This window comes from Faecalibacillus sp. MSK20_93 (genome assembly GCF_020589945.1).
GTDB classification, from domain to species: domain Bacteria; phylum Bacillota_I; class Bacilli_A; order Erysipelotrichales; family Coprobacillaceae; genus Faecalibacillus; species Faecalibacillus intestinalis.
Genome location: NZ_JAJDKA010000008.1, coordinates 14,725 through 33,276, shown reverse-complemented (window position 1 = coordinate 33,276; position 18,552 = coordinate 14,725). Strand labels below are relative to the sequence as shown.

18 protein-coding genes, 1 pseudogene and 1 riboswitch are annotated in these 18,552 nt (G+C 28.6%); of the genes and pseudogenes, 8 read left to right on the top strand and 11 right to left on the bottom strand.

The features are described from left to right. Positions 1–137 precede the first annotated feature (137 nt). Positions 138–737: a pyridoxamine 5'-phosphate oxidase family protein gene (locus LJD34_RS04140; protein ID WP_227359252.1), complete on the bottom strand. Its 600-nt coding sequence runs from the start codon at positions 735–737 to the stop codon at positions 138–140. Between the two features lie 95 nt (positions 738–832). Here LJD34_RS04140 and LJD34_RS04135 point away from each other — a divergent pair, with 95 nt between their 5' ends. Beyond that, a complete protein-coding gene (locus LJD34_RS04135) occupies positions 833–1,135 on the top strand; it encodes a hypothetical protein (RefSeq protein WP_227359251.1) in 303 nt (100 codons plus the stop codon). A 33-nt stretch (positions 1,136–1,168) separates the two neighbouring features. Here LJD34_RS04135 and LJD34_RS04130 read toward each other — a convergent pair whose 3' ends face one another. The 6 genes from LJD34_RS04130 to LJD34_RS04105 form a co-directional block, all read right to left on the bottom strand. Next, on the bottom strand, positions 1,169–4,087 hold the full coding sequence (locus tag LJD34_RS04130; protein WP_227359250.1) for a TOTE conflict system archaeo-eukaryotic primase domain-containing protein: 2,919 nt from the start codon (positions 4,085–4,087) through the stop codon (positions 1,169–1,171). Between the two features lie 196 nt (positions 4,088–4,283). After that, complete coding sequence (locus tag LJD34_RS04125; RefSeq protein ID WP_178467842.1) at positions 4,284–5,681, bottom strand: ATP-binding protein; 1,398 nt, start codon at positions 5,679–5,681, stop codon at positions 4,284–4,286. Positions 5,682–5,886: 205 nt separating this feature from the next. Continuing rightward, positions 5,887–7,185, bottom strand: a complete 1,299-nt coding sequence (gene lysA, locus LJD34_RS04120) for a diaminopimelate decarboxylase (protein WP_227359249.1) — start codon at positions 7,183–7,185, stop codon at positions 5,887–5,889. An 11-nt stretch (positions 7,186–7,196) separates the two neighbouring features. Then, positions 7,197–7,940 carry a 4-hydroxy-tetrahydrodipicolinate reductase gene (dapB, locus tag LJD34_RS04115; protein WP_227359248.1) on the bottom strand — a complete coding sequence of 248 codons (744 nt, stop codon included), beginning with the start codon at positions 7,938–7,940 and terminating at the stop codon, positions 7,197–7,199. A 1-nt stretch (position 7,941) separates the two neighbouring features. Further along, a complete protein-coding gene (gene dapA, locus LJD34_RS04110) occupies positions 7,942–8,835 on the bottom strand; it encodes a 4-hydroxy-tetrahydrodipicolinate synthase (RefSeq protein WP_119364247.1) in 894 nt (297 codons plus the stop codon). 2 nt (positions 8,836–8,837) lie between these two features. Then, positions 8,838–9,314: an ACT domain-containing protein gene (locus tag LJD34_RS04105; protein ID WP_032091049.1), complete on the bottom strand. Its 477-nt coding sequence runs from the start codon at positions 9,312–9,314 to the stop codon at positions 8,838–8,840. Positions 9,315–9,402: 88 nt separating this feature from the next. Continuing rightward, positions 9,403–9,576: riboswitch (Lysine riboswitch) on the bottom strand. Between the two features lie 100 nt (positions 9,577–9,676). Here LJD34_RS04105 and LJD34_RS04100 point away from each other — a divergent pair. Both LJD34_RS04100 and LJD34_RS04095 read left to right on the top strand, forming a co-directional pair. Continuing rightward, positions 9,677–10,024: an arsenate reductase family protein gene (locus LJD34_RS04100; protein ID WP_256187221.1), complete on the top strand. Its 348-nt coding sequence runs from the start codon at positions 9,677–9,679 to the stop codon at positions 10,022–10,024. After that, positions 10,024–10,788 carry a zinc dependent phospholipase C family protein gene (locus tag LJD34_RS04095; RefSeq protein ID WP_032091051.1) on the top strand — a complete coding sequence of 255 codons (765 nt, stop codon included), beginning with the start codon at positions 10,024–10,026 and terminating at the stop codon, positions 10,786–10,788. Before LJD34_RS04100 ends, LJD34_RS04095 begins: the two co-directional genes overlap by 1 nt. 23 nt (positions 10,789–10,811) lie before the next feature. On the opposite strand, the gene LJD34_RS04090 is transcribed toward LJD34_RS04095, so the two are convergent. Continuing rightward, positions 10,812–11,357, bottom strand: a complete 546-nt coding sequence (locus tag LJD34_RS04090) for a flavin reductase family protein (protein WP_032091052.1) — start codon at positions 11,355–11,357, stop codon at positions 10,812–10,814. A gap of 487 nt (positions 11,358–11,844) precedes the next feature. Between LJD34_RS04090 and LJD34_RS04085 the strand changes: the two genes are divergently transcribed. From LJD34_RS04085 to LJD34_RS04070, 4 genes are all read left to right on the top strand, one after another. After that, a complete protein-coding gene (locus LJD34_RS04085; RefSeq protein WP_106987385.1) occupies positions 11,845–12,081 on the top strand; it encodes a hypothetical protein in 237 nt (78 codons plus the stop codon). A gap of 197 nt (positions 12,082–12,278) precedes the next feature. Continuing rightward, positions 12,279–13,118, top strand: coding sequence for an HAD family hydrolase (locus LJD34_RS04080; RefSeq protein ID WP_227359247.1), 840 nt, complete (start codon positions 12,279–12,281; stop codon positions 13,116–13,118). A 201-nt stretch (positions 13,119–13,319) separates the two neighbouring features. Beyond that, a complete protein-coding gene (locus tag LJD34_RS04075; RefSeq protein WP_227359246.1) occupies positions 13,320–14,243 on the top strand; it encodes a calcium/sodium antiporter in 924 nt (307 codons plus the stop codon). 119 nt (positions 14,244–14,362) lie between these two features. Continuing rightward, positions 14,363–14,500: a hypothetical protein gene (locus tag LJD34_RS04070; protein ID WP_167693749.1), complete on the top strand. Its 138-nt coding sequence runs from the start codon at positions 14,363–14,365 to the stop codon at positions 14,498–14,500. Positions 14,501–14,563: 63 nt separating this feature from the next. Here LJD34_RS04070 and LJD34_RS04065 read toward each other — a convergent pair whose 3' ends face one another. Then, on the bottom strand, positions 14,564–14,773 hold the full coding sequence (locus LJD34_RS04065; protein ID WP_227359245.1) for a hypothetical protein: 210 nt from the start codon (positions 14,771–14,773) through the stop codon (positions 14,564–14,566). Between the two features lie 106 nt (positions 14,774–14,879). Then, complete coding sequence (locus LJD34_RS04060) at positions 14,880–16,223, bottom strand: MATE family efflux transporter (RefSeq protein ID WP_227359244.1); 1,344 nt, start codon at positions 16,221–16,223, stop codon at positions 14,880–14,882. A 150-nt stretch (positions 16,224–16,373) separates the two neighbouring features. On the opposite strand from LJD34_RS04060, the gene LJD34_RS04055 reads away from it, so the two are divergent. Next, on the top strand, positions 16,374–16,832 hold the full coding sequence (locus LJD34_RS04055; protein WP_032091057.1) for an Lrp/AsnC family transcriptional regulator: 459 nt from the start codon (positions 16,374–16,376) through the stop codon (positions 16,830–16,832). A gap of 893 nt (positions 16,833–17,725) precedes the next feature. On the opposite strand, the pseudogene LJD34_RS04050 reads toward LJD34_RS04055, so the two are convergent. Next, positions 17,726–18,550: pseudogene (locus LJD34_RS04050) on the bottom strand (proline racemase family protein). Positions 18,551–18,552 lie beyond the last annotated feature (2 nt).

The following is an 18,552-nucleotide window of genomic DNA, read 5'->3' as shown; positions in this document are numbered from 1 at the left end:
ATATCAATTTCATTATACATGAATCCTAAATATTAAGATATTGTTTAGAAACATTTATTGAAAAAACGATTATTTTTCCACATAAATTCAAACATTTTGTTTCTTTTGCCTAAAAATAAAAGGAGACTTTTAAGCTCCTATTTATCTCTTCTTGCTTTTCTATCAGCAATAATATCAGAAATATCAAATGGTACTTCATCATCTTCTTGTTCATAAACATTTAAAAATGGAACATCTTCTACACTTCTAAGTGGAAACTCTGATTTTGCAGTCACATCTTTTAAATCACATTCAATAACACCAATATATATACCTGGAATAACTTTTCTTTCACTCAATGGTTTAATAGCACGATCATTACATATATAAAGCAAATTATAACCTTTTTCCCATGTTTCTGGATCATCTTTATAATCTAACATCTTCATTTTCCCTTTCGCAATCACACTACGATAATCATGATAATGTCCTTTATATTTCTTATCAGGAAAATCATTAAAGATACTAAATTCAATACATACTCTTGGATCTTTCTTAAGTAATTCTACTTTTTTTCCTACTTTCATAAAATGTGTATATACATTCAAATGCGCATCTGTCATCTCAAACCCAAAACTCATTGGCACAACATAAGGAAAACCATCTTCATCATTCATTCCCACATTAATAATATTCATTTCTTGAAGCATAGCTTCTATTAATTTATAATCGACTACTTCTCTTTCAAATCGTCTCATTTCACTCACCTCAATTACACTATACTTTGTTTTGTTTTATTTTCAAATGACTTTCAATAAATGAAAAATATCTTATAATATTTTTGAGGTGTCATATGAATACATTAAAAATACAAATCAAACCCTATTATCAAAATAATCCATTTAATTTAAAAGATGATCAAATACATTGTTTATCTACTAATAAAGATGAAGAAGAAATCCAATTACTTCTTAAACAAATGAATCTTTCTAACTATACTGTATTTCTTCAATTAGATATAGAAAATTATACTTACGGTTATCTACATACATCATCTAATAAAGAATATGATTTATTTTATTATAATGACTTTGATGATTATGAAGACGAAATTGAATTTGGCAGTACTGCTTGGATTAAAATGATGACGAGATAAAGTAAAGAGGGAAAATAAGCCAAACATTCCCTCTTATTCATTTTTATCTAACGTTAATAACTCCGTTGCAATTTCAACTGATTTTAATCTAATCAAATTATCATATATATCTGGTCTTCCTAATAAATTAATTCCTCCATGCCATACAATCTCTTGATCAATAAGAGCATAATGATTATCTAGATTTTCATATAATTCAACAATTATCCCTGCTTGCTTTAAATGACATATAAGATAATTTGCATAATCTGGGTTATCAAATTGTAAATCATTCGGATTTTTTGTAATGACTATTACTGTAATTCCTTTTTCTTGTTTGTTTTTTACTAAATCAATAAATTCAAATATTTTCTTTTCATCTAATTGTGGACTACATACAATTATTTCTTTATTTGCTTCATGAATATCTTGCGCAAATATCTCAAAATAATCATTATAATTATAAATATGGTGAACCTCTTGTTTATTGTTTACTACATTTGTAATAACATCAAAACCAATTTTCCTATAAGCTCTTAACCGCTTTTTATACATATTATTAAAAAAGTTAATATGTAAATCTACATAATCATATACTATAGCACTTTCTTTAAATTTATAATCCCTATTTATTCTTCCTAAAAATTGTTCTACCAATGGTTCTCCTGAAACCGGTGTTGTAATAAAGAGTGTATCTAATCTTGGAACATTAAACCCTTCACCTACAGATTGTGAAGTAGCAACTAAAATAAATGATTCATTTTGATTTATTTCCAACAATTGTTTTCTTACTTCTTCATTTTTCTTTTGTGTATTATCACCATATATCAAAAAAGTATTATCTAGCACATCTTTCTTCAAAACATCATATAAATATTTTGCATGTTCTTTATAACGAGTTAAAACAATGGGTGTTCTTTTATTTTTAATACATTCTTTTACATCTGAAATAATCATTTCATTTCTTATTGTACTTTTTGCTATTAATAAATAAGCACTATTTATATCTTGTTTACTATCCCCTAAATTAATAACACGGGTAAAACGTGGATAAACATAATGATCTATATTTTGTTGTTCTATTCTTTGTTTACTTGTAAATTGGTGCCTTATAGGTCCTATCAACATATATACTTTCTTTTCTAATCGATCAATTCTCTTATCATTTGCTGAAACACCATAAACATATTTTGAATTTATCTTATTTAGTACACTTTCAAATACAGTAGATGCCCCATGATGACATTCATCAACAATCACCATACCATAGGAATCTTTTAACTTACTTTTCCCATTTTTATCATAAATTGAATTAACAGATACAACATCTATTATCCCTGTTAATGTATTTTTATTTCCATAAAGAACTCCTATCACATCAGCTCTTGTTTTTATTTTTCCTGTTTTGGTTTGATAAGTTGGCAATTCTTCGTTTATGTCTAAAAATTTGTGTAATTCTTCTACCCATTGGTTAATTAAATTGACACTTTGCATAATAATCAATGTACTTACTTTTCTTTTTGAAATAATATGGCTCGCAACAACCGTTTTTCCAAAAGCTGTTGTTGCATTTAAAATACCATTATCATATTTTAATAATTCTTTTTCTGCTATAACTTGATTGTTTTTTAATTGTCCTTTAAATTCTACATCAATTGGTTTTCCTCGTTCTCTTTTATCAACAACCTCATATAAAATATTTGCCTGTGAACATTTTTCGACGATTTTTTCCATTAATCCCCTAGGAATTTTAATATAATCATTAACATCTCTTCCCATATAAACAACCATAGGTTGATTCCAATTTGAATAACCTAATCTATTATTCTTATAAAATATTGGATTATCAAAAGCAACTAAACTTCTTATTTGATTTTGAATCCTAGGTTTTAAATTCAAAGCATCTATATAAATACCATCTGCAAGTACAATTGTCATTTTTTCTACAACGTCTTCTTTATAAAAGCCCTCCTCTTTTTTCCATGGCTTAATCCTCGCTTCCCGATTAGGATTTATCAACAATCCTTTACCTTCTGCTAATTCAATCTTCCATTTTTTAATATATCTTTCGATATCATTTTTTGTTAATCTATTAAATTTATTAAGAATCAACCATTGATCATAATAAGCGTTCCAATTTTCATCAACAAAAGCACTATTACCATTTTTCAACGCTTTACCTTGTAACGGAAGTGCTATAACATTCCCTAGCCCTTGACTATGATCTTGTGTAGGAAACATTCGGTCATAATATCTAAATGATTTTAAGTTAATTGATGCAGCTCCTTTTTCTATTAATAGATAACCAAAATCTCTTGCTAAAGATGCTGGTATAAATTCTGTAAATATTATCCAAGCATGTGCCCCATTTCCAGAACGAGAGCGTTCTATTAAAATATCAATATTATTTTCTTCACAAATTTTTCTTAAAGCATCCACTTCATCTTTCCAATCACTATTATCTATATTTTCTTCATCATGATTATCAAAGTCAAAAACAATAAACTTACACGTGTCATTTTCTAAAAGAGGATAAATGCCTATTACATCTGTACAATTATCTTTGTAACCAAGTAAATGGTTTAATCCAATATCTCTGTTTAATTCTTTCCATTGCTTATGTTGACAATCTGTACATGATATTTTTATGTTATTTTGTTTAGGACAAACATTATTCCATCTATTAATACATTGTGGAAAATAACCTCCTCGTGAACCTCTTAATGCATAAACATCTCTTCTACCTTGAAATATAGTTAAAAAAAATGCAGCCATTTTACTTGTAATGTATTGGTCTTTTATACAAGCACCCTGATCTTCATTATATTCAGTTATATCATTTGTTAGAGTATTCATATTTTCACCAAATACTATATTTGACTTTTTTAGCAATTCTTTTAATTTATTATTTTCTTCTTGTAAATTTCTTATTTTCTCCCTCAATGTTTCTAAGTTATAACCTGTAATATTCATAAAAGAATCTCCTTAAACAATTTATTACATATATTTTACAATGTATTAAGTTATAAATATATAAAAAAGAGAACACTTATTCGTATTTTCTTTAACAAAATTTTTCATCTCGGTTGTCATATCGGCGGTCTTTCGGCGGTCTTTCGGCGGTCTTTCGGCGGTCTTTCGGCGGTCTTTCGGCGGTCCTAATACTAATTTATTTTTTTACCACATACCCTCCATAAGCTCTACTTCCAGTATGTTCTATTATATCTTTCTTTTTTAATCCTTTAATAGCTGTTTCTATACTACTCTTTTTTAATGTTAATATTTCTGAAATTTGCTTTGCATTTAATCCTGGATGACTAGATATAATACCGTAAACCAATAGTTGTTTTTCTGGTAGAGTGGTTGGATCAAAAGTAATATTCCTATTCTCTTCTATTCTTGCTTTTCTAGAAACAATACTATTTTCTAAAGTTAATAAAACTGATGATGAATTAGGTTCTGTGTATATTGGATCTTTTAAAAATGATTCTTGCATTTCATCATATATACGTTTTACTCCTTCATTTAATTCTTTAACATATCCAAACTCTGTTAATACTCTTGCAATTCGAGGGTTTCTAGAATATCTTGTATATTTCATGTTTTCAAGTGTTACTATATTTGGTAATTTCCCTGGACTAAAAATTTCTAAATGATCATCATATAATGAAATTCTAATGCAATCACCTTGTAATGAATAATTTCTATGTGTTATCGCATTAACAATTCCTTCAAACCAAGGAAATTCAGGATATTCTGGAATTGTTTTAAACATACCATCTTCTGCTAAATATTGAAAATCTCTTAATTGAGAATGCATTTCTCGCTTTATATCTTCTATAATTCTAGGAATTGCACTTTCATAATTGATTTCTTTAATAATATTTAATCTTCTCCCTGTTTCCATTTTATTTCCTTCAAACTTTAATAACCTAACACGCGCATTAGGTAAATATTTTGTAGGAAATTTTCCAAATAGTAATATTCCAGCATAAGTTAAATGTCCTTTTTTCATGAGGGCTCTCGCTTCAAGAATTTCTTCTAAAGATAAATTAGTATTTAAAATTTCTTTATATTTAGAAAGTAATTCGGTATCAACATCTTCAAATGTAGATTCTTCTACTACTAAATCTTCAAATCTTCTCTCACCTTTATCATATTCTAATTGAATTATTTGTTCATGATTTAATAGTTTTGATTTATCGCCTACTCTTAAATATACTTTAGAATCTTTAGTTTTTATTACATAATTTTCGCTTGGTTCTATTTCAAATAAAAGAACTTTTTTATTTTCTATTAACCTTTCTTCATAATTAATTTTTACATTTCCATCAATTAAATAAGGTGCTTCTAAAAATTCATTTACTTTATGCGCATTCATGCAATCAAAACCAGTAATTTCTCCATTATCTTCTATCCCAACAACTAAAACTCCACCGTTTGCATTTGCAAAAGCAACTATATGTCTAAGAATGTCTACAGGTTTTATTCTTGCACTTTTACGATCAAAATACTGATTTTCTTCACTTTCAATAAGGTATTGATTAGTAATATTTTTTATTATCATTCCTAAAGCCCCTTTCCTCAAAAAAGTTTATATATTAGATACCCTATTTTACCATTGTATAGTATTTATTTCATCGCTTTTTAATATAAAATTTATAATTATATTTTTTCACATTTATTAATATTCATTCTATAAAAAAAATTTTATTAATCAATTCCAAATTAAAAACCCCTTGGTTATGAACCTAGAGGCTATTTATATATTTTTAATCTACATCATAAGCTACTAAATCATCAAAAGTTTGTCTACGAATAACTTCTTTAGAATGACCTTGGTATGTAAAGACAACAGCAGGTTTTGGTAATTGGTTGTAGTTAGAAGACATTGAATAATGATAAGCTCCTGTAGAGAACATTGCAAGAATATCACCTGGTTGAGGATCTTGTAACATAATATCTTTAATCAAAATATCTCCTGATTCACAGTTTTTACCAGCAACTGTTACTAAATGATCTGCTTCTTCTCCTGCTTTATTAGCAATAACAGCATCGTATTTAGCATTATATAATGATGAACGAATGTTATCTGTCATTCCACCATCGACACTAATATAATCTCTAATATCTCTAATATATTTATAAGAACCTACTGTATATAAAGTAATTCCAGCATTACCTACACAATAACGTCCTGGTTCTACTAAGACCATTGGTCTTTTCATATCTCTTTTATCGAAACCTTTATAGATGATATCCATGATCGTTGAAACAACATCATCAAATTCTAGTGGGTGATCACTTGCTGTATATTGGATACCAAAACCACCACCAGCATTTAATTTATTAATAACGATTCCAAAGATATCATAGATTTCATAAGCGATATCTACAAATTTATTCATTGCAAGTACATAAGCTTGAATTTCTTCAATTTGACTACCTACGTGACAATGAATTCCATCAAAGTTGATATGTGGTGCATCAATAACTTTTTTAATTGCTTTTAAGTATGTATTATCATGACTTGAAAAACCAAATTTTGTATCTTTGGCTCCAACACGGATATAATCATGTCCACCCGCATAAACACCTGGTGTGATTCTGACTAAACCATTGACCATGACATTTAATTTTGAAGCAATTTCTTCAACAAGTTCAATTTCATAGAAGTTATCAATAACAAAGTTTTCAACACCGTTTTCTAATGCGTATTGAATTTCTGAAGGTAATTTATTATTTCCATGGAAATAGATTTTTTTAGGATCAAATCCTGCTTTTAAAGCAACAGAGATTTCTCCTGCACTAACACAGTCAATTCCTACTCCATATTCCATAGCTAATTTATAGATTGCTTTACACGAAAATGATTTTGAAGCAAATAGTGGTAATGTATTTTCATATTTATCAATCATTTTTGTTTTTAGTGTATTAAATTGTTTTCTAATATGTCCTTCAGACATAACATAGAGTGGTGTTCCATATTGTTTTACTAAATCAGTTGCTTTGACATCATCTATGTATAAATCGTTTCCCTTAATTTGTGCAAATTCAGTTTGTAAAACCATTTCTTTTCTCCCTAATAAAGTGTTTTTAATGTAAATAAACCAGCTTCTTTATCTTGCAAAGCTTTAGCTGCAGCCAAAGCACCTTGAACAAAAACATCTTTTGATAAAGCTGTATGTTTAATTTCAATAATTTCATCTAATCCTGCAAACATAATTTCATGTTCACCAAAAATTGTTCCACCACGAAGAGCTTGAATACCAATTTCTTCTTTTTTTCTTTTTTCATGAAGTGAACTACGATCATAAACAGGTGTTGTTCCTTGAATTTCATCTTCCATTACTTCATATAAAAGTTTTGCTGTACCTGATGGTGCATCAATTTTTTGATTATGATGTTTTTCTAAGATTTCAATATCATAACCATTATCATAGAATTCTTTAGCAACTTGTCTTAAAATTTTTGTCACCATTTGAATTCCAAAGCTTGTATTATAAGATTGGAAGATAGCAATTTCTTTAGAAGCTTCTTCAATCTTATCTAATTCTTTCTTAGAAAAACCAGTTGTTGCAAAAACAACTTTTGTTTTATTCTTTTTAGCGTAAGCTAAAATATCATCAAGATTGTTTGGATGTGAAAAATCAATAATCACATCCGCACGATCTTGGACTTCTGTTAAATTACTATACATTGCTTCTGGTGCTTTTTCATCAAATTCATAAGAAACCACACCAATTAAATCAAACTCATCTTTTTCTCTTAATTGATGAGCAACTTTCTTACCCATCAAACCATATCCATATAATAATACTTTCATCCTAATACCCCAATTTTTCAAATTCATCCATTGCATCAAATAATGCTTTTTTATTTTCATCAGTTGTTGTAATTAATGGTAATCTTAAACATTCTCCACAAACACCCATTTTAGCAAGAGCTGCTTTAGGCATAATTGGGTTTACATCAATAAATAATAAACGTGAAATAGGATCTAAAGCATAAGCTAATGGTTGTGCTTCTTTAATATTTCCTTTTAAAATTAATTGTGTTAATTTTTCTACCGCTTCTGGATATAAGTTAGAAGTAACAGAAATAACTCCTTTTCCTCCAGCTGCCATAAATGGAAGGATATTATCATCACATCCTGAATATAAATCAAAGTCTAAATCAGCTGTTTTCGCTAAGACTTCCATGGCATAAGCAATATTATCAGTGGCATCTTTCATTGCTTGAATATTTTTATGTTTAGCAAGTTCAACAACGGTATCAACTGAAATATTTAATCCTGTTCTTCCTGGTACATTGTATAAAATCATTGGAATATCAACAGCATCAGCAATTGTTGTATAATGTTGAATTAAACCTCTTTGACTTGTTTTATTGTAGTAAGGTGTTACAACAAGAATCGCATCTGCCCCTTTTTCTTTAGCATAACGTGCTTTCTTTAAAGCTGTTTGTGTATCATTTGAACCAGCTCCACAAATAACTTTAACCCCTGTTCCTTTCGCAAGTTCTAATGTTAGATCTAATAATTTAAATTCATCTTCAATTGTAATGGTTGCTGTTTCACCTGTTGTTCCATTTACAAGTAAAGCTTGTACACCACCATCAATCATTCTTTGAACTTGTTTTTTAAATCCTTCAAAATCAATGTCTCCGTTATCAAACATTGGTAATACAAGTGCAACTGCACTTCCTTCAAAAATTGTCATATTTATTTATCCTCCTCGATATGAAATCTTTCTTTTAATAACTGAATTGCTTGATCTAAATTCTTTTTATCAATAACTAAAGAAATTGTTCTTTTACTTGTCGTAATTTGATAAAAATGAATATTAGCTTGTCCTAAGACATCAAATACTTCAGCTGCTAAACCTGGTGTTGTTTCCACCAATTTTCCCCCAACAGCAACTTTAGCGTATTTTCTAATTTGATAAATTTGAATTTGTTTAAATTCATCTTTTAATTTCATGATTGCTTGATTTAGTTTTAATTGGAATTCTTGATCTAATGTAATTTCAATTTGAACAAAATCATCAACAGTAACTTGTGAAATCATGTCTACATTAATTTCTTCATCTTTTAATATAGAAAAGATTTTCGCAATCATTTTAGGATGTTTTGGTACATTTAATAACTTAAGTTGAATGATTTCTCTTTCACAACTTATAGCTTCAATAATATCGTTCATAATTTCCTCCCTATATTTTATTCACCCTCATATAAAAAGTGACAAATAAAAAATTGCAATGAGTATCATTGCAACAAAAAAATTCGTTATCAATGATAGCTCCCCATTACCTTTAGATAATGACAGTTGAATAGGTCTTTCCTAGACACCCAAGATTATACCTCATGCAATAGATACAATCTTTCGGCAAGTGCTCCTCCTTCATTACCTTGTTGCATCAAATAATAATAATCTCATAACATCTTGCGCCTCTATCTTTATTTGAATAGATTTTATCACATCTTTAAATAGTATACAATAATAAGCCTTATTATTTTTCATTTATCAGTAATTTTGATATGATGGAAACAGGAGGGATATTTATGTTATTTATTTGTTATCCAAAATGTTCTACATGTAAAAAAGCTAAAAAATTCTTAACGGATCATCAAATTGAGTTTGATGAAAGACATATCGTTGAAGAAAAACTAAATAAAGATGAATTAAAAGCACTTTATTTAAAGAGTGGATTACCACTTAAAAGATTCTTTAATACATCAGGTAATCTTTATAAAGAAAAACATTTAAAAGATATTTTACCGACTTTAAGTGAAGATGAACAATTAGAACTGCTTTCTACTAATGGAATGCTTGTTAAAAGACCTATACTTGAAACGAAAGACAAAGTTCTTGTTGGTTTTAAAGAAGAACAATATAAGGAACTTCTCTAATGCCTGCTGGATATACACATTATTGTTTTGGTAAAGATGTTTATAAACATCTTGATGATCAAAATATTAAAGATTTATTACTCAGAAATGAAAATTGTTTTTTAATTGGTCTTCATGGTCCAGATATTTTCTTTTATGAAAGATGGAATAAAATAGCAAGAAAGATGCATCAAGAAAAAGCCAATACTTTCTTTGAAAAGGCACAAGATATTATTCAAAGTGAAGCACAACTTGCTTATATTCTTGGTTTTATTTGTCATTATTTATTAGATAGTCAAATGCACCCTTATATTAAAAGGATGATTAAAAATACAAATATGGATCATTTTGAAATAGAATCCGATTACGATCGTCTTCTTTTAAAAAGAAATCATCAAGATCCATTACATAAAGAAATCTATGAACATATTCGCTTTAAAGAAAAAGAAATATGTACTATTCAATCCTTTTTTCCTGAACTATCTTATTTAGATATTGAAAAAGCTCTTAAAGGATTAAAAAGAATTGATCATTTATTAAAAGCCCCTAGTTTTTTAAAAAGGGGGCTTATTTATGGATGTTTCCATCTCACATTCAATTTTCATAAACTCCAAGGTTTAATTATTAACTACCATCATAATAAAGAAATGGAAAAATATAATGATATTCTTGATAAGATCTACCAACAAACCTTAAAAGAAGCTCTTATTTATCTTCCTTTATATATTCAAAACTATAAAAAACACGCTCCTTTACCAGAACGCTACTATCACAACTACAAATAGTGCATCAAACGATGCACTATTTTTTATAAATCAAAACCATCTTTGAAAGCTTTACCAACATTTTCTCCTAAAACACGATACGTATTATTTACCATATCAAAAGCAATAATTTCCATTTTATCTACATCTATCTTACCATTTTCATCTAAATAATCTTCATCAATAGAAACATTCACAACATTTCCAATTAAGTTTCCATCTTCAAAAGATTCAACAGTACATTCTAAAGTAAGTGGATATTCTTCAATAATTGGTGCATCTACATATTTTGAAGGTGTTACATGGACACCACTTTTTTCAATCTTATCTTCTTTATTTCCAGAAACAACACCAAAATAATCAGAAATCTTTTCCGTTTTCTTTGTCGCAAAAGATAAAGTAAAAGCTTTCTTTAATTCTAAATTATCTGTTGTTTTATGTTTAGAAAGTGATACATAAACTTGATTATAATCATAAACACCACCCCACGCAGCATTCATGACATTGGCCTTACCATCTTGATCATATGTTGCAAGCATTAAAACAGGTAAAGGCATAAATTGCATTTTATCTCCTAAATCTTTTCTCATATATATAATTCTCCTGTGTATTTCTATTATATCACTTCTTAAATTTGAGACAAATTGAGTAAAAGACTTTGATATAATAAAAGTGTTATCGGACACTCCTTGACAGGAGATGGTATTTAACTTAGTTTGTTCTGTCATGGCAGGCGTAATGACTTATTACATATGCAAATGGTTAGACAGATTTTTCAAACGATAACTAGCCTCGTGTTAAATGTTCACGCTAAAAAACAAGAAAAGGTTAGAGCTGCCACTCTAGCCTTTTCATTTTGTGATATCTAATGTTTTTGAATTTCATCAATATTATAGCATTGCATCTTAAGACTATCTACGATAAAAAATATAAACTTTATCATTTTTAATATTCAATAAATAGTTCCTTTTAAATCTTATATTATACCATAATATCTATATTTTTTTAATTCTATTTTAATTATTTTATATCCTATACAATGTTCATATAGAAGAGTTTAAAAATGAGGTAAATAATATGGAAAATAGAAAATTGATTGATAGAGACGAGATATACTTTTTAGTATTTTTTTCTAACTTTTTTATAGGTATGTTATTATTAACAATCAAATATAATTTTGATTCAATTCAAGCATTTTTTGTATTTGCAAATATAGATCCTATTCCATTCTTTTTCCTTTTTATTGTATTTATTGCTTGTCTTTATTATTTTATTAAAATCATAGTCAAAAAACACATTTTAAAAAAAATATAAACTTTATTAAAAATTTTACAGGTTTTATTAAAAGAAATAGTTAATTCATATTTACATGTTAAGGTTCTTATTAAAGAGAAAGAGTTAGAATTGCAGCTCTAACCTTTTCTTTTATGCTTTTAAATTTGTAGCAATATTATCAATGACTTTCCCTTTCATTTTTAGTACAATGAAGTTATAAGAAAAAGGAGAAAAGTATGAGTAAAATTGTATTTTTAGATGTCGATGGAACATTAATTGATTATGAAGCAAAATTACCTGCTTCAGCCGCAAAAGCTGTTGATCAAGCTAGAGCTAATGGCCATAAAGTTTATATTTGTACAGGATGTTCAAAAGCAGAAATCTTACAAAGAAATTTATGTGATTTAGATGGAATGATTGGTGGAAATGGTGCTTATGTTGAAGATAATAATCATGTTGTAATGCATCAAGGTTTGTCTAAAGAAGATGTAAAAAATATTGTTGATTGGTGTAATGAAAGACATATTGGTTTTTATTTAGAAGCTAATAGTGGTATGTATTGTAATGATTATATGTTAGAACAAGGACCTGAAACCATGGTAAAATACGCCAAAGGTAAAGGAGCAAGCTTAGAGAATGCCAAAAGTTCTGCTCAACATTTTATTGATGGTTTCATTCATTTACAAGGAGATGAGTTATACCGCGACGATGTTAATAAAATCAGTTTCATTTTAAGAACATATCAAGACCATTTAGATTCTAAAGTAGACTTCCCTCATTTAGTTGCGAATACTTGGGGAGGTAAAGGAGAAGTTGCATTATTTGGTGATTTAGGACCTACAGGTATTACTAAAAGAAATGCTATTGAAGTCCTATTAGATTATTTACATGCTGATCCTAAAGATACGATTTCTTTTGGTGATGCTAAAATTGACTTGTCGATGTTTGAATGTTGCGCTTATAATGTTGCGATGGGTAATGGTGGTTCTGAAATTAAAGAAGCCGCTGATTATATTACTGATGATGTAAATGAAGATGGTTTATACAATGCCTTTAAATATTTAAAATTAATTTAAAGTTGCTTAAATAAATATTATTTGATAGAATAAATTTCATAAAAGGGAGTAGCTTGCCAAGCACTTGGTTCACTTCTTCGTCAGTACAGTTATAAAATTTATAACTCGGAAAGTGATTGAATAGCGAGACTTTTACTGCAATGCAGTAGGAGTCCGCTTTTTTTTATACCTACTGCAAAATAAAAGGAAGGAGTAATCGTTATGATTCAACAAATTATTATTTTATTAGTAGGTTTTATTTTTCTAGTAAAAGGAGCTGATTGGTTTGTAGACGGGGCGGCAAGTATTGCTAGAAAAATGGGTATCCCCCAACTAATCATTGGTCTTACAATTGTTGCTATGGGAACAAGTATGCCTGAAGCTGCTGTAAGTATTACGGCTGCCATGCAACAAAATGCAGGGATTACTATTGGAAATGTGGTAGGTAGTAATATCTTAAATATTTTTATTATTTTAGGTATTACAGCCTTGATCACCAATGTAAAAATACAAAAATCAACCATCCGTTATGAAATTCCCTTTATGATTTTTATAACAATCATCCTCATGATCTTTGGTATGACAGATATGAAAATTAATTTTATTGAAGGTGTTTTCCTTTGGATTCTTTTTATTGCTTATCTTGTTTATCTATTTATCATGGCAAAAAATAGTGAAACTCAAGAAGAAGAAAAAGATATTCCCGTTTGGAAATGTCTTCTCTTTATTCTCCTTGGAGGAATCCTTGTTGTTAAAGGAAGTGACTTTGCGGTAAGTGGGGCCAGTGCCATTGCTCGTTATTTTGGTATGAGTGAACGATTTATTGGTTTAACAATTGTTGCTTTTGGAACATCTCTTCCTGAACTCGTCACTTCAGTAACAGCTGCAAAACGTGGTAATGCAGGAATTGCGATAGGCAATATTGTAGGAAGCAATATTTTTAATATTCTTTTTGTTATTGGAACAACATCTCTTATTTGTAGTGTTCCTTTTGAAAGTAAGTTTATGATCGATTCTATGATTGCAGTAATAGCTGGATTAGTTCTCTGGTTTGGTACAATGAAACACAAAGAATTAAGGAAACCTTGTGGAATCGTTATGCTTTTATGTTATGGACTTTATTTTATGTATTTGTGTTTGATGTAAATTCTATTTACAAAAAAATTAAATAATAAATCAGAAAATGTAAATGTCTCTCCGTTTACATTTTTTTATATTTCAAAACTTTTTAAAATCAATAAACTAATGGATGTGAGGTGAGGGTGATGAGTCAAAGAGAAGAAAAAGTAAGAGAATTACATAACCAAGGTTTCAACTGTGCTCAAGCGTTTTTATGTAGTTACCAAGATCTTTTGCTAAGTAATCTTTATCTAACCCACGCCCTTGAGCAAGCCATTTTTTAACAATATCTAACGCCTGTGCAATTTAAATCACATTTTCACCTATATGCCCAACTCCTACAACACCTAACGTTTTACCATTAACTTCAACATGAGGGACTTGTAAATTATGAGTAAAGTTATCATGATTGCAGTATGAGCAACACGCTTTGAACTATAAGATGGAATATTACAAACAGTAATTTTCTTTTCCTTTGCTGCATCAAGATCTATATTGTTATAACCTGTTCCAGCTTCACAAATTAATTTTACAGAATCTGGAAATTGTCGTATCATCGTATACTGTTAAATCAGATGATAGTATTGATAAATCTAATTTTCTATCAAAATTCATTTTTTTTTGGCATTTAATAAAACACATTTGTTGTTCATAAATAATCCCCTAAATATTAAAAGAAAGCAATTCCTTTTTTTTACACCTATAATAAATTAATCCTATTAAATCTGCAAGTGCCCATCCAATAGGAACAGACCACCAAATACCAGTAACACCAATCGCTGGAATTGCTGATAAAACATAAGCTAACACAACACGTGTCCCTAAAGAAAATATTGTAAGAACGACACTCATACCAGGTTTACCTAAAGCACGATACAAACCATACAACAAAAACAAACAACCAATTCCACAATAAAAGGCACCTTCAATTTTTAAATACTTGACACCTTCCATAATAATTTCTGTTTCTTTTGCATCTATAAAAATAGTCATTAAATCTTTAGCAAAAATACATACAATAGTTGAAATAATCATGCAAAATCCCATAGAAAGACAAACTGCTGATTTTAATCCTGATTGAATACGCATTTTTTCTTTTGCACCATAGTTTTGAGCAATAAAAGTAGAAAATGCATTTCCAAAATCTTGTACTGGCATATATGCAAAAGCATCTATTTTAACAGCAGCAGCAAATGCTGCCATAACTACAGTTCCAAAACTATTCACTAACCCTTGTACCATTAAAATACCTAAATTCATTACTGATTGTTGAATACATGTAAGAACTGAAAACGAGATCACTTTATGAACCCTCTTTAAATGAAAATATTGTAATTTCATAATTGCTCGTACTTGTATATTTTTTATAAGTGAGTAAAGGCTGATGCCAATACCTGAAAGATATTGGGAAATCACCGTAGCAATAGCTGCACCTTCAACTCCTAATTTTAATACAATTACAAAAAATAAATCTAATCCAATATTAAGTATTGCCGAAATAGCTAAAAATATAAGTGGAATCATTGAATTACCAATAGCTCTTAAATAAGAAGCAAAATAGTTATATAAAAAAATAGCTGGTATTCCTATAAAAATAACAATAAGATAGCCTTTCATATCTCCCCACACTTCTTGCGGAACATGTAAAAAAACAGAAAGCTGATTAAGAAAAATATAAGATATTACTGTTAGTATAAACGTGATGAGTGCAATAAAGAAAAATGATGCACATACATCTTCCCGTAATCCTTTTTCATCTTTTTGTCCATATCTAATTGAAAACAACGCTCCACTTCCCATACATAAACCAAGGATTATAGATGTTATAAATGTCATTAAGGTAAACGATGAGCCAACACTTGCTAGAGCATTTTTACCGAGAAATTGACCAACAATCAATGTATCAACAATGTTATAACATTGTTGAAGTAAATCACCTAAAATCATTGGAATTGAAAAAAGAAGCATTGACTTTAAAACTGAACCTTTTGTTAAATCTCTATTCATCTTTTTGTATTCCTTTCGTAATATTTATCTTACGTTTCGTAAGTATTATAATCAAATATTTATTTTCAGTCAATATCTCTAATTTTTAAAAGATTTACTTATAATACGGAGCATGATAGTATTAAATAAATGATTAACGGAGGAATGATTATGTATTTAAATGGACTTGATGAATTAGATCAAAAAATTGTTCAATTATTAATAAAAAATGCACGTCTTTCTTACTCTGATATTGGAAAAGAGGTAGGGATTTCTAGAGTTGCTGTAAAAGCTAGAATTCAAGCATTAGAAAAAAAAGGGGTTATTGAAGAATATACAACAATTATCAATCCTCAAAAAATCAGTGGCGCTATATCTTGCTATTTTGAAATTGAAACATTGTCAAATTCGTTTACTGATGTTATAGACATATTAAACCAAAATAATATTGTTACTCAAATTTATCGTGTTACAGGAAAAAACAAATTACATGTACATGCTGTTGCTGCTTCTAATAGTGAAATGGAACATTTCTTACATACTACTATTGATACGTTACCAGGGGTTACGAGTTGTAGTTGTAATATTATTCTCTCACGTATTAAAGATATTAAAGGATTACGTTTATAATTATATATCATCTTTTTTAATAAAGGAGTTATTTGAAAATCTATCAAGCTCTAGAAATAGTCATTTAGTAGGTTTTTCCAACACATCATATTATGTCAATTATCCATGTCATCATATTGTCAGAAAACTTGTGCCAATGCGAGAATAAAAAAAGCTGTAAAGAAATATCATTAAGTTAAGGACAGACATATTTCTATGTTCTGTTCTTTTTCACAAATATATGACACTGTTAATACATTTTTTGGTGAATTTAACGTTCTATCAATAAGTTCATATTTTTCTCTTACTGTTTGTTTTTCAATTGTTTTGTAATTTGTTTTCTGTTGATAGATCTCACTCTTTTTAAAAAATCATTCTCCTGTTGGAGAACTTTGTTCTTATTCCAGTTGTTCTTCTAAAGATAAATCTTTGGTAGATGGTCTACTACAATTTTTGCTTCTTGTGTCTTTGAAGCCATCTTCTCTTACAGCCTTTTTAACGATTCGTAAAATTATTTCGTCTTCTTAATCCCAAAGCATAGGGATCAAATCCATATTTTTTAAATATCTCTATTGGCTGCATCCTATTTTGATAATCAATCCAATTCAAGCAGAAGTTCTTTAAATTCTTCTGAATAGGTTATGCTTTTATTACATAGGGATTTTCTTCTGATAAACTAAGCTGTTCATCTGTCAAATAATTAACTCCCATAAATACACCACCATTTCTCTAATAATCATAATACACAAAATAAAAGCCCTGTAAAACAGGACTAAGCACCAAAGTACTTTTTTCTTGTGTCCGTTTTACAGGGTCCATTTTAAAAATTTCTCTCTTTTTTTTAAAAGATTTGATTATATTAAACAATTAAAATGTTAATGTATACAAGGAAGGAAAATCACATTTTCATCATGTTAATTAATAACAAATCCATATTTTAAAGGATAATCTTCATCTATTAAAAATGTACTATATCCATCAATATAGGCTACTCCCGTAATACTTGGTATAATAGCTTTATATTTATCTATTTTAGTTTCTTCTATTACTCTTCCTTTAAAAGAAACCCCGGTAAAGCTTTGATTAATAAATGTTTCATTTAACTTTAATTTATTTGTGTTATACATATATGCAAGTTTTGCACAAGTTCCTGTACCACATGGGGAACGATCAATTATGCCTTCTTCACTAATAACAATATTTTTTTGTCCATCATCTGTCTTATGATAAAATTCTACATTAACCACTCAATTTATCGGTAAAGTAGGGTGTTTCACATCATATTTTTCGTTAATTTGTCTCAATAAATTTACTCCAAGTTCTTTAAATTTATTTGCATTATTAATATTGATTTCTATGTCTAATTGATCAGCATCTACCAAAGCAAAAAATGATCCTGAATAACTAATATCAAAGTGGATATTATTTACGAGATAATTTTCTTCAAATAAGAAAGAAGGAATATTTTCAAAAGAAACACTTTTTGTCTTTCCATCTTCAACTTCTACATCTACATGAATAAGTCCAGCTGGCATTTCTAAAATTAAATGAGTTACAGGTTCTACAACTTTAACTAGATTTTCATTAACCAATGTCATAGATACTCCGATAGTAGCATACCCACACATATTTATCCATCGGTTGGCATCCATGTAAATGACACCTATATCCGCTTCCTTAGAAATTGGTTCTACTAGAAGTGCTCCAACCATATCTTTATGACCTCTAGGTTCACACATAA

What these genes read in the sequence shown, in the direction of transcription:
- LJD34_RS04130 (WP_227359250.1), bottom strand. Translation starts at nt 4,087, where the DNA reads ATGAATATTACAGGTTATAACTTAGAAACATTGAGGGAGAAAATAAGA.
- LJD34_RS04090 (WP_032091052.1), bottom strand. Translation starts at nt 11,357, where the DNA reads ATGAGAAAAGATTTAGGAGATAAAATGCAATTTATGCCTTTACCTGTT.
- dapA (WP_119364247.1), bottom strand. Translation starts at nt 8,835, where the DNA reads ATGACAATTTTTGAAGGAAGTGCAGTTGCACTTGTATTACCAATGTTT.
- lysA (WP_227359249.1), bottom strand. Translation starts at nt 7,185, where the DNA reads ATGGTTTTACAAACTGAATTTGCACAAATTAAGGGAAACGATTTATAC.
- LJD34_RS04125 (WP_178467842.1), bottom strand. Translation starts at nt 5,681, where the DNA reads ATGATAATAAAAAATATTACTAATCAATACCTTATTGAAAGTGAAGAA.
- LJD34_RS04140 (WP_227359252.1), bottom strand. Translation starts at nt 737, where the DNA reads ATGAGACGATTTGAAAGAGAAGTAGTCGATTATAAATTAATAGAAGCT.
- LJD34_RS04060 (WP_227359244.1), bottom strand. Translation starts at nt 16,223, where the DNA reads ATGAATAGAGATTTAACAAAAGGTTCAGTTTTAAAGTCAATGCTTCTT.
- LJD34_RS04080 (WP_227359247.1), top strand. Translation starts at nt 12,279, where the DNA reads ATGAGTAAAATTGTATTTTTAGATGTCGATGGAACATTAATTGATTAT.
- dapB (WP_227359248.1), bottom strand. Translation starts at nt 7,940, where the DNA reads ATGAAAGTATTATTATATGGATATGGTTTGATGGGTAAGAAAGTTGCT.
- LJD34_RS04055 (WP_032091057.1), top strand. Translation starts at nt 16,374, where the DNA reads ATGTATTTAAATGGACTTGATGAATTAGATCAAAAAATTGTTCAATTA.
- LJD34_RS04070 (WP_167693749.1), top strand. Translation starts at nt 14,363, where the DNA reads ATGAGTCAAAGAGAAGAAAAAGTAAGAGAATTACATAACCAAGGTTTC.
- LJD34_RS04095 (WP_032091051.1), top strand. Translation starts at nt 10,024, where the DNA reads ATGCCTGCTGGATATACACATTATTGTTTTGGTAAAGATGTTTATAAA.
- LJD34_RS04100 (WP_256187221.1), top strand. Translation starts at nt 9,677, where the DNA reads ATGTTATTTATTTGTTATCCAAAATGTTCTACATGTAAAAAAGCTAAA.
- LJD34_RS04075 (WP_227359246.1), top strand. Translation starts at nt 13,320, where the DNA reads ATGATTCAACAAATTATTATTTTATTAGTAGGTTTTATTTTTCTAGTA.
- LJD34_RS04135 (WP_227359251.1), top strand. Translation starts at nt 833, where the DNA reads ATGAATACATTAAAAATACAAATCAAACCCTATTATCAAAATAATCCA.
- LJD34_RS04105 (WP_032091049.1), bottom strand. Translation starts at nt 9,314, where the DNA reads ATGAACGATATTATTGAAGCTATAAGTTGTGAAAGAGAAATCATTCAA.
- LJD34_RS04085 (WP_106987385.1), top strand. Translation starts at nt 11,845, where the DNA reads ATGGAAAATAGAAAATTGATTGATAGAGACGAGATATACTTTTTAGTA.
- LJD34_RS04065 (WP_227359245.1), bottom strand. Translation starts at nt 14,773, where the DNA reads ATGATACGACAATTTCCAGATTCTGTAAAATTAATTTGTGAAGCTGGA.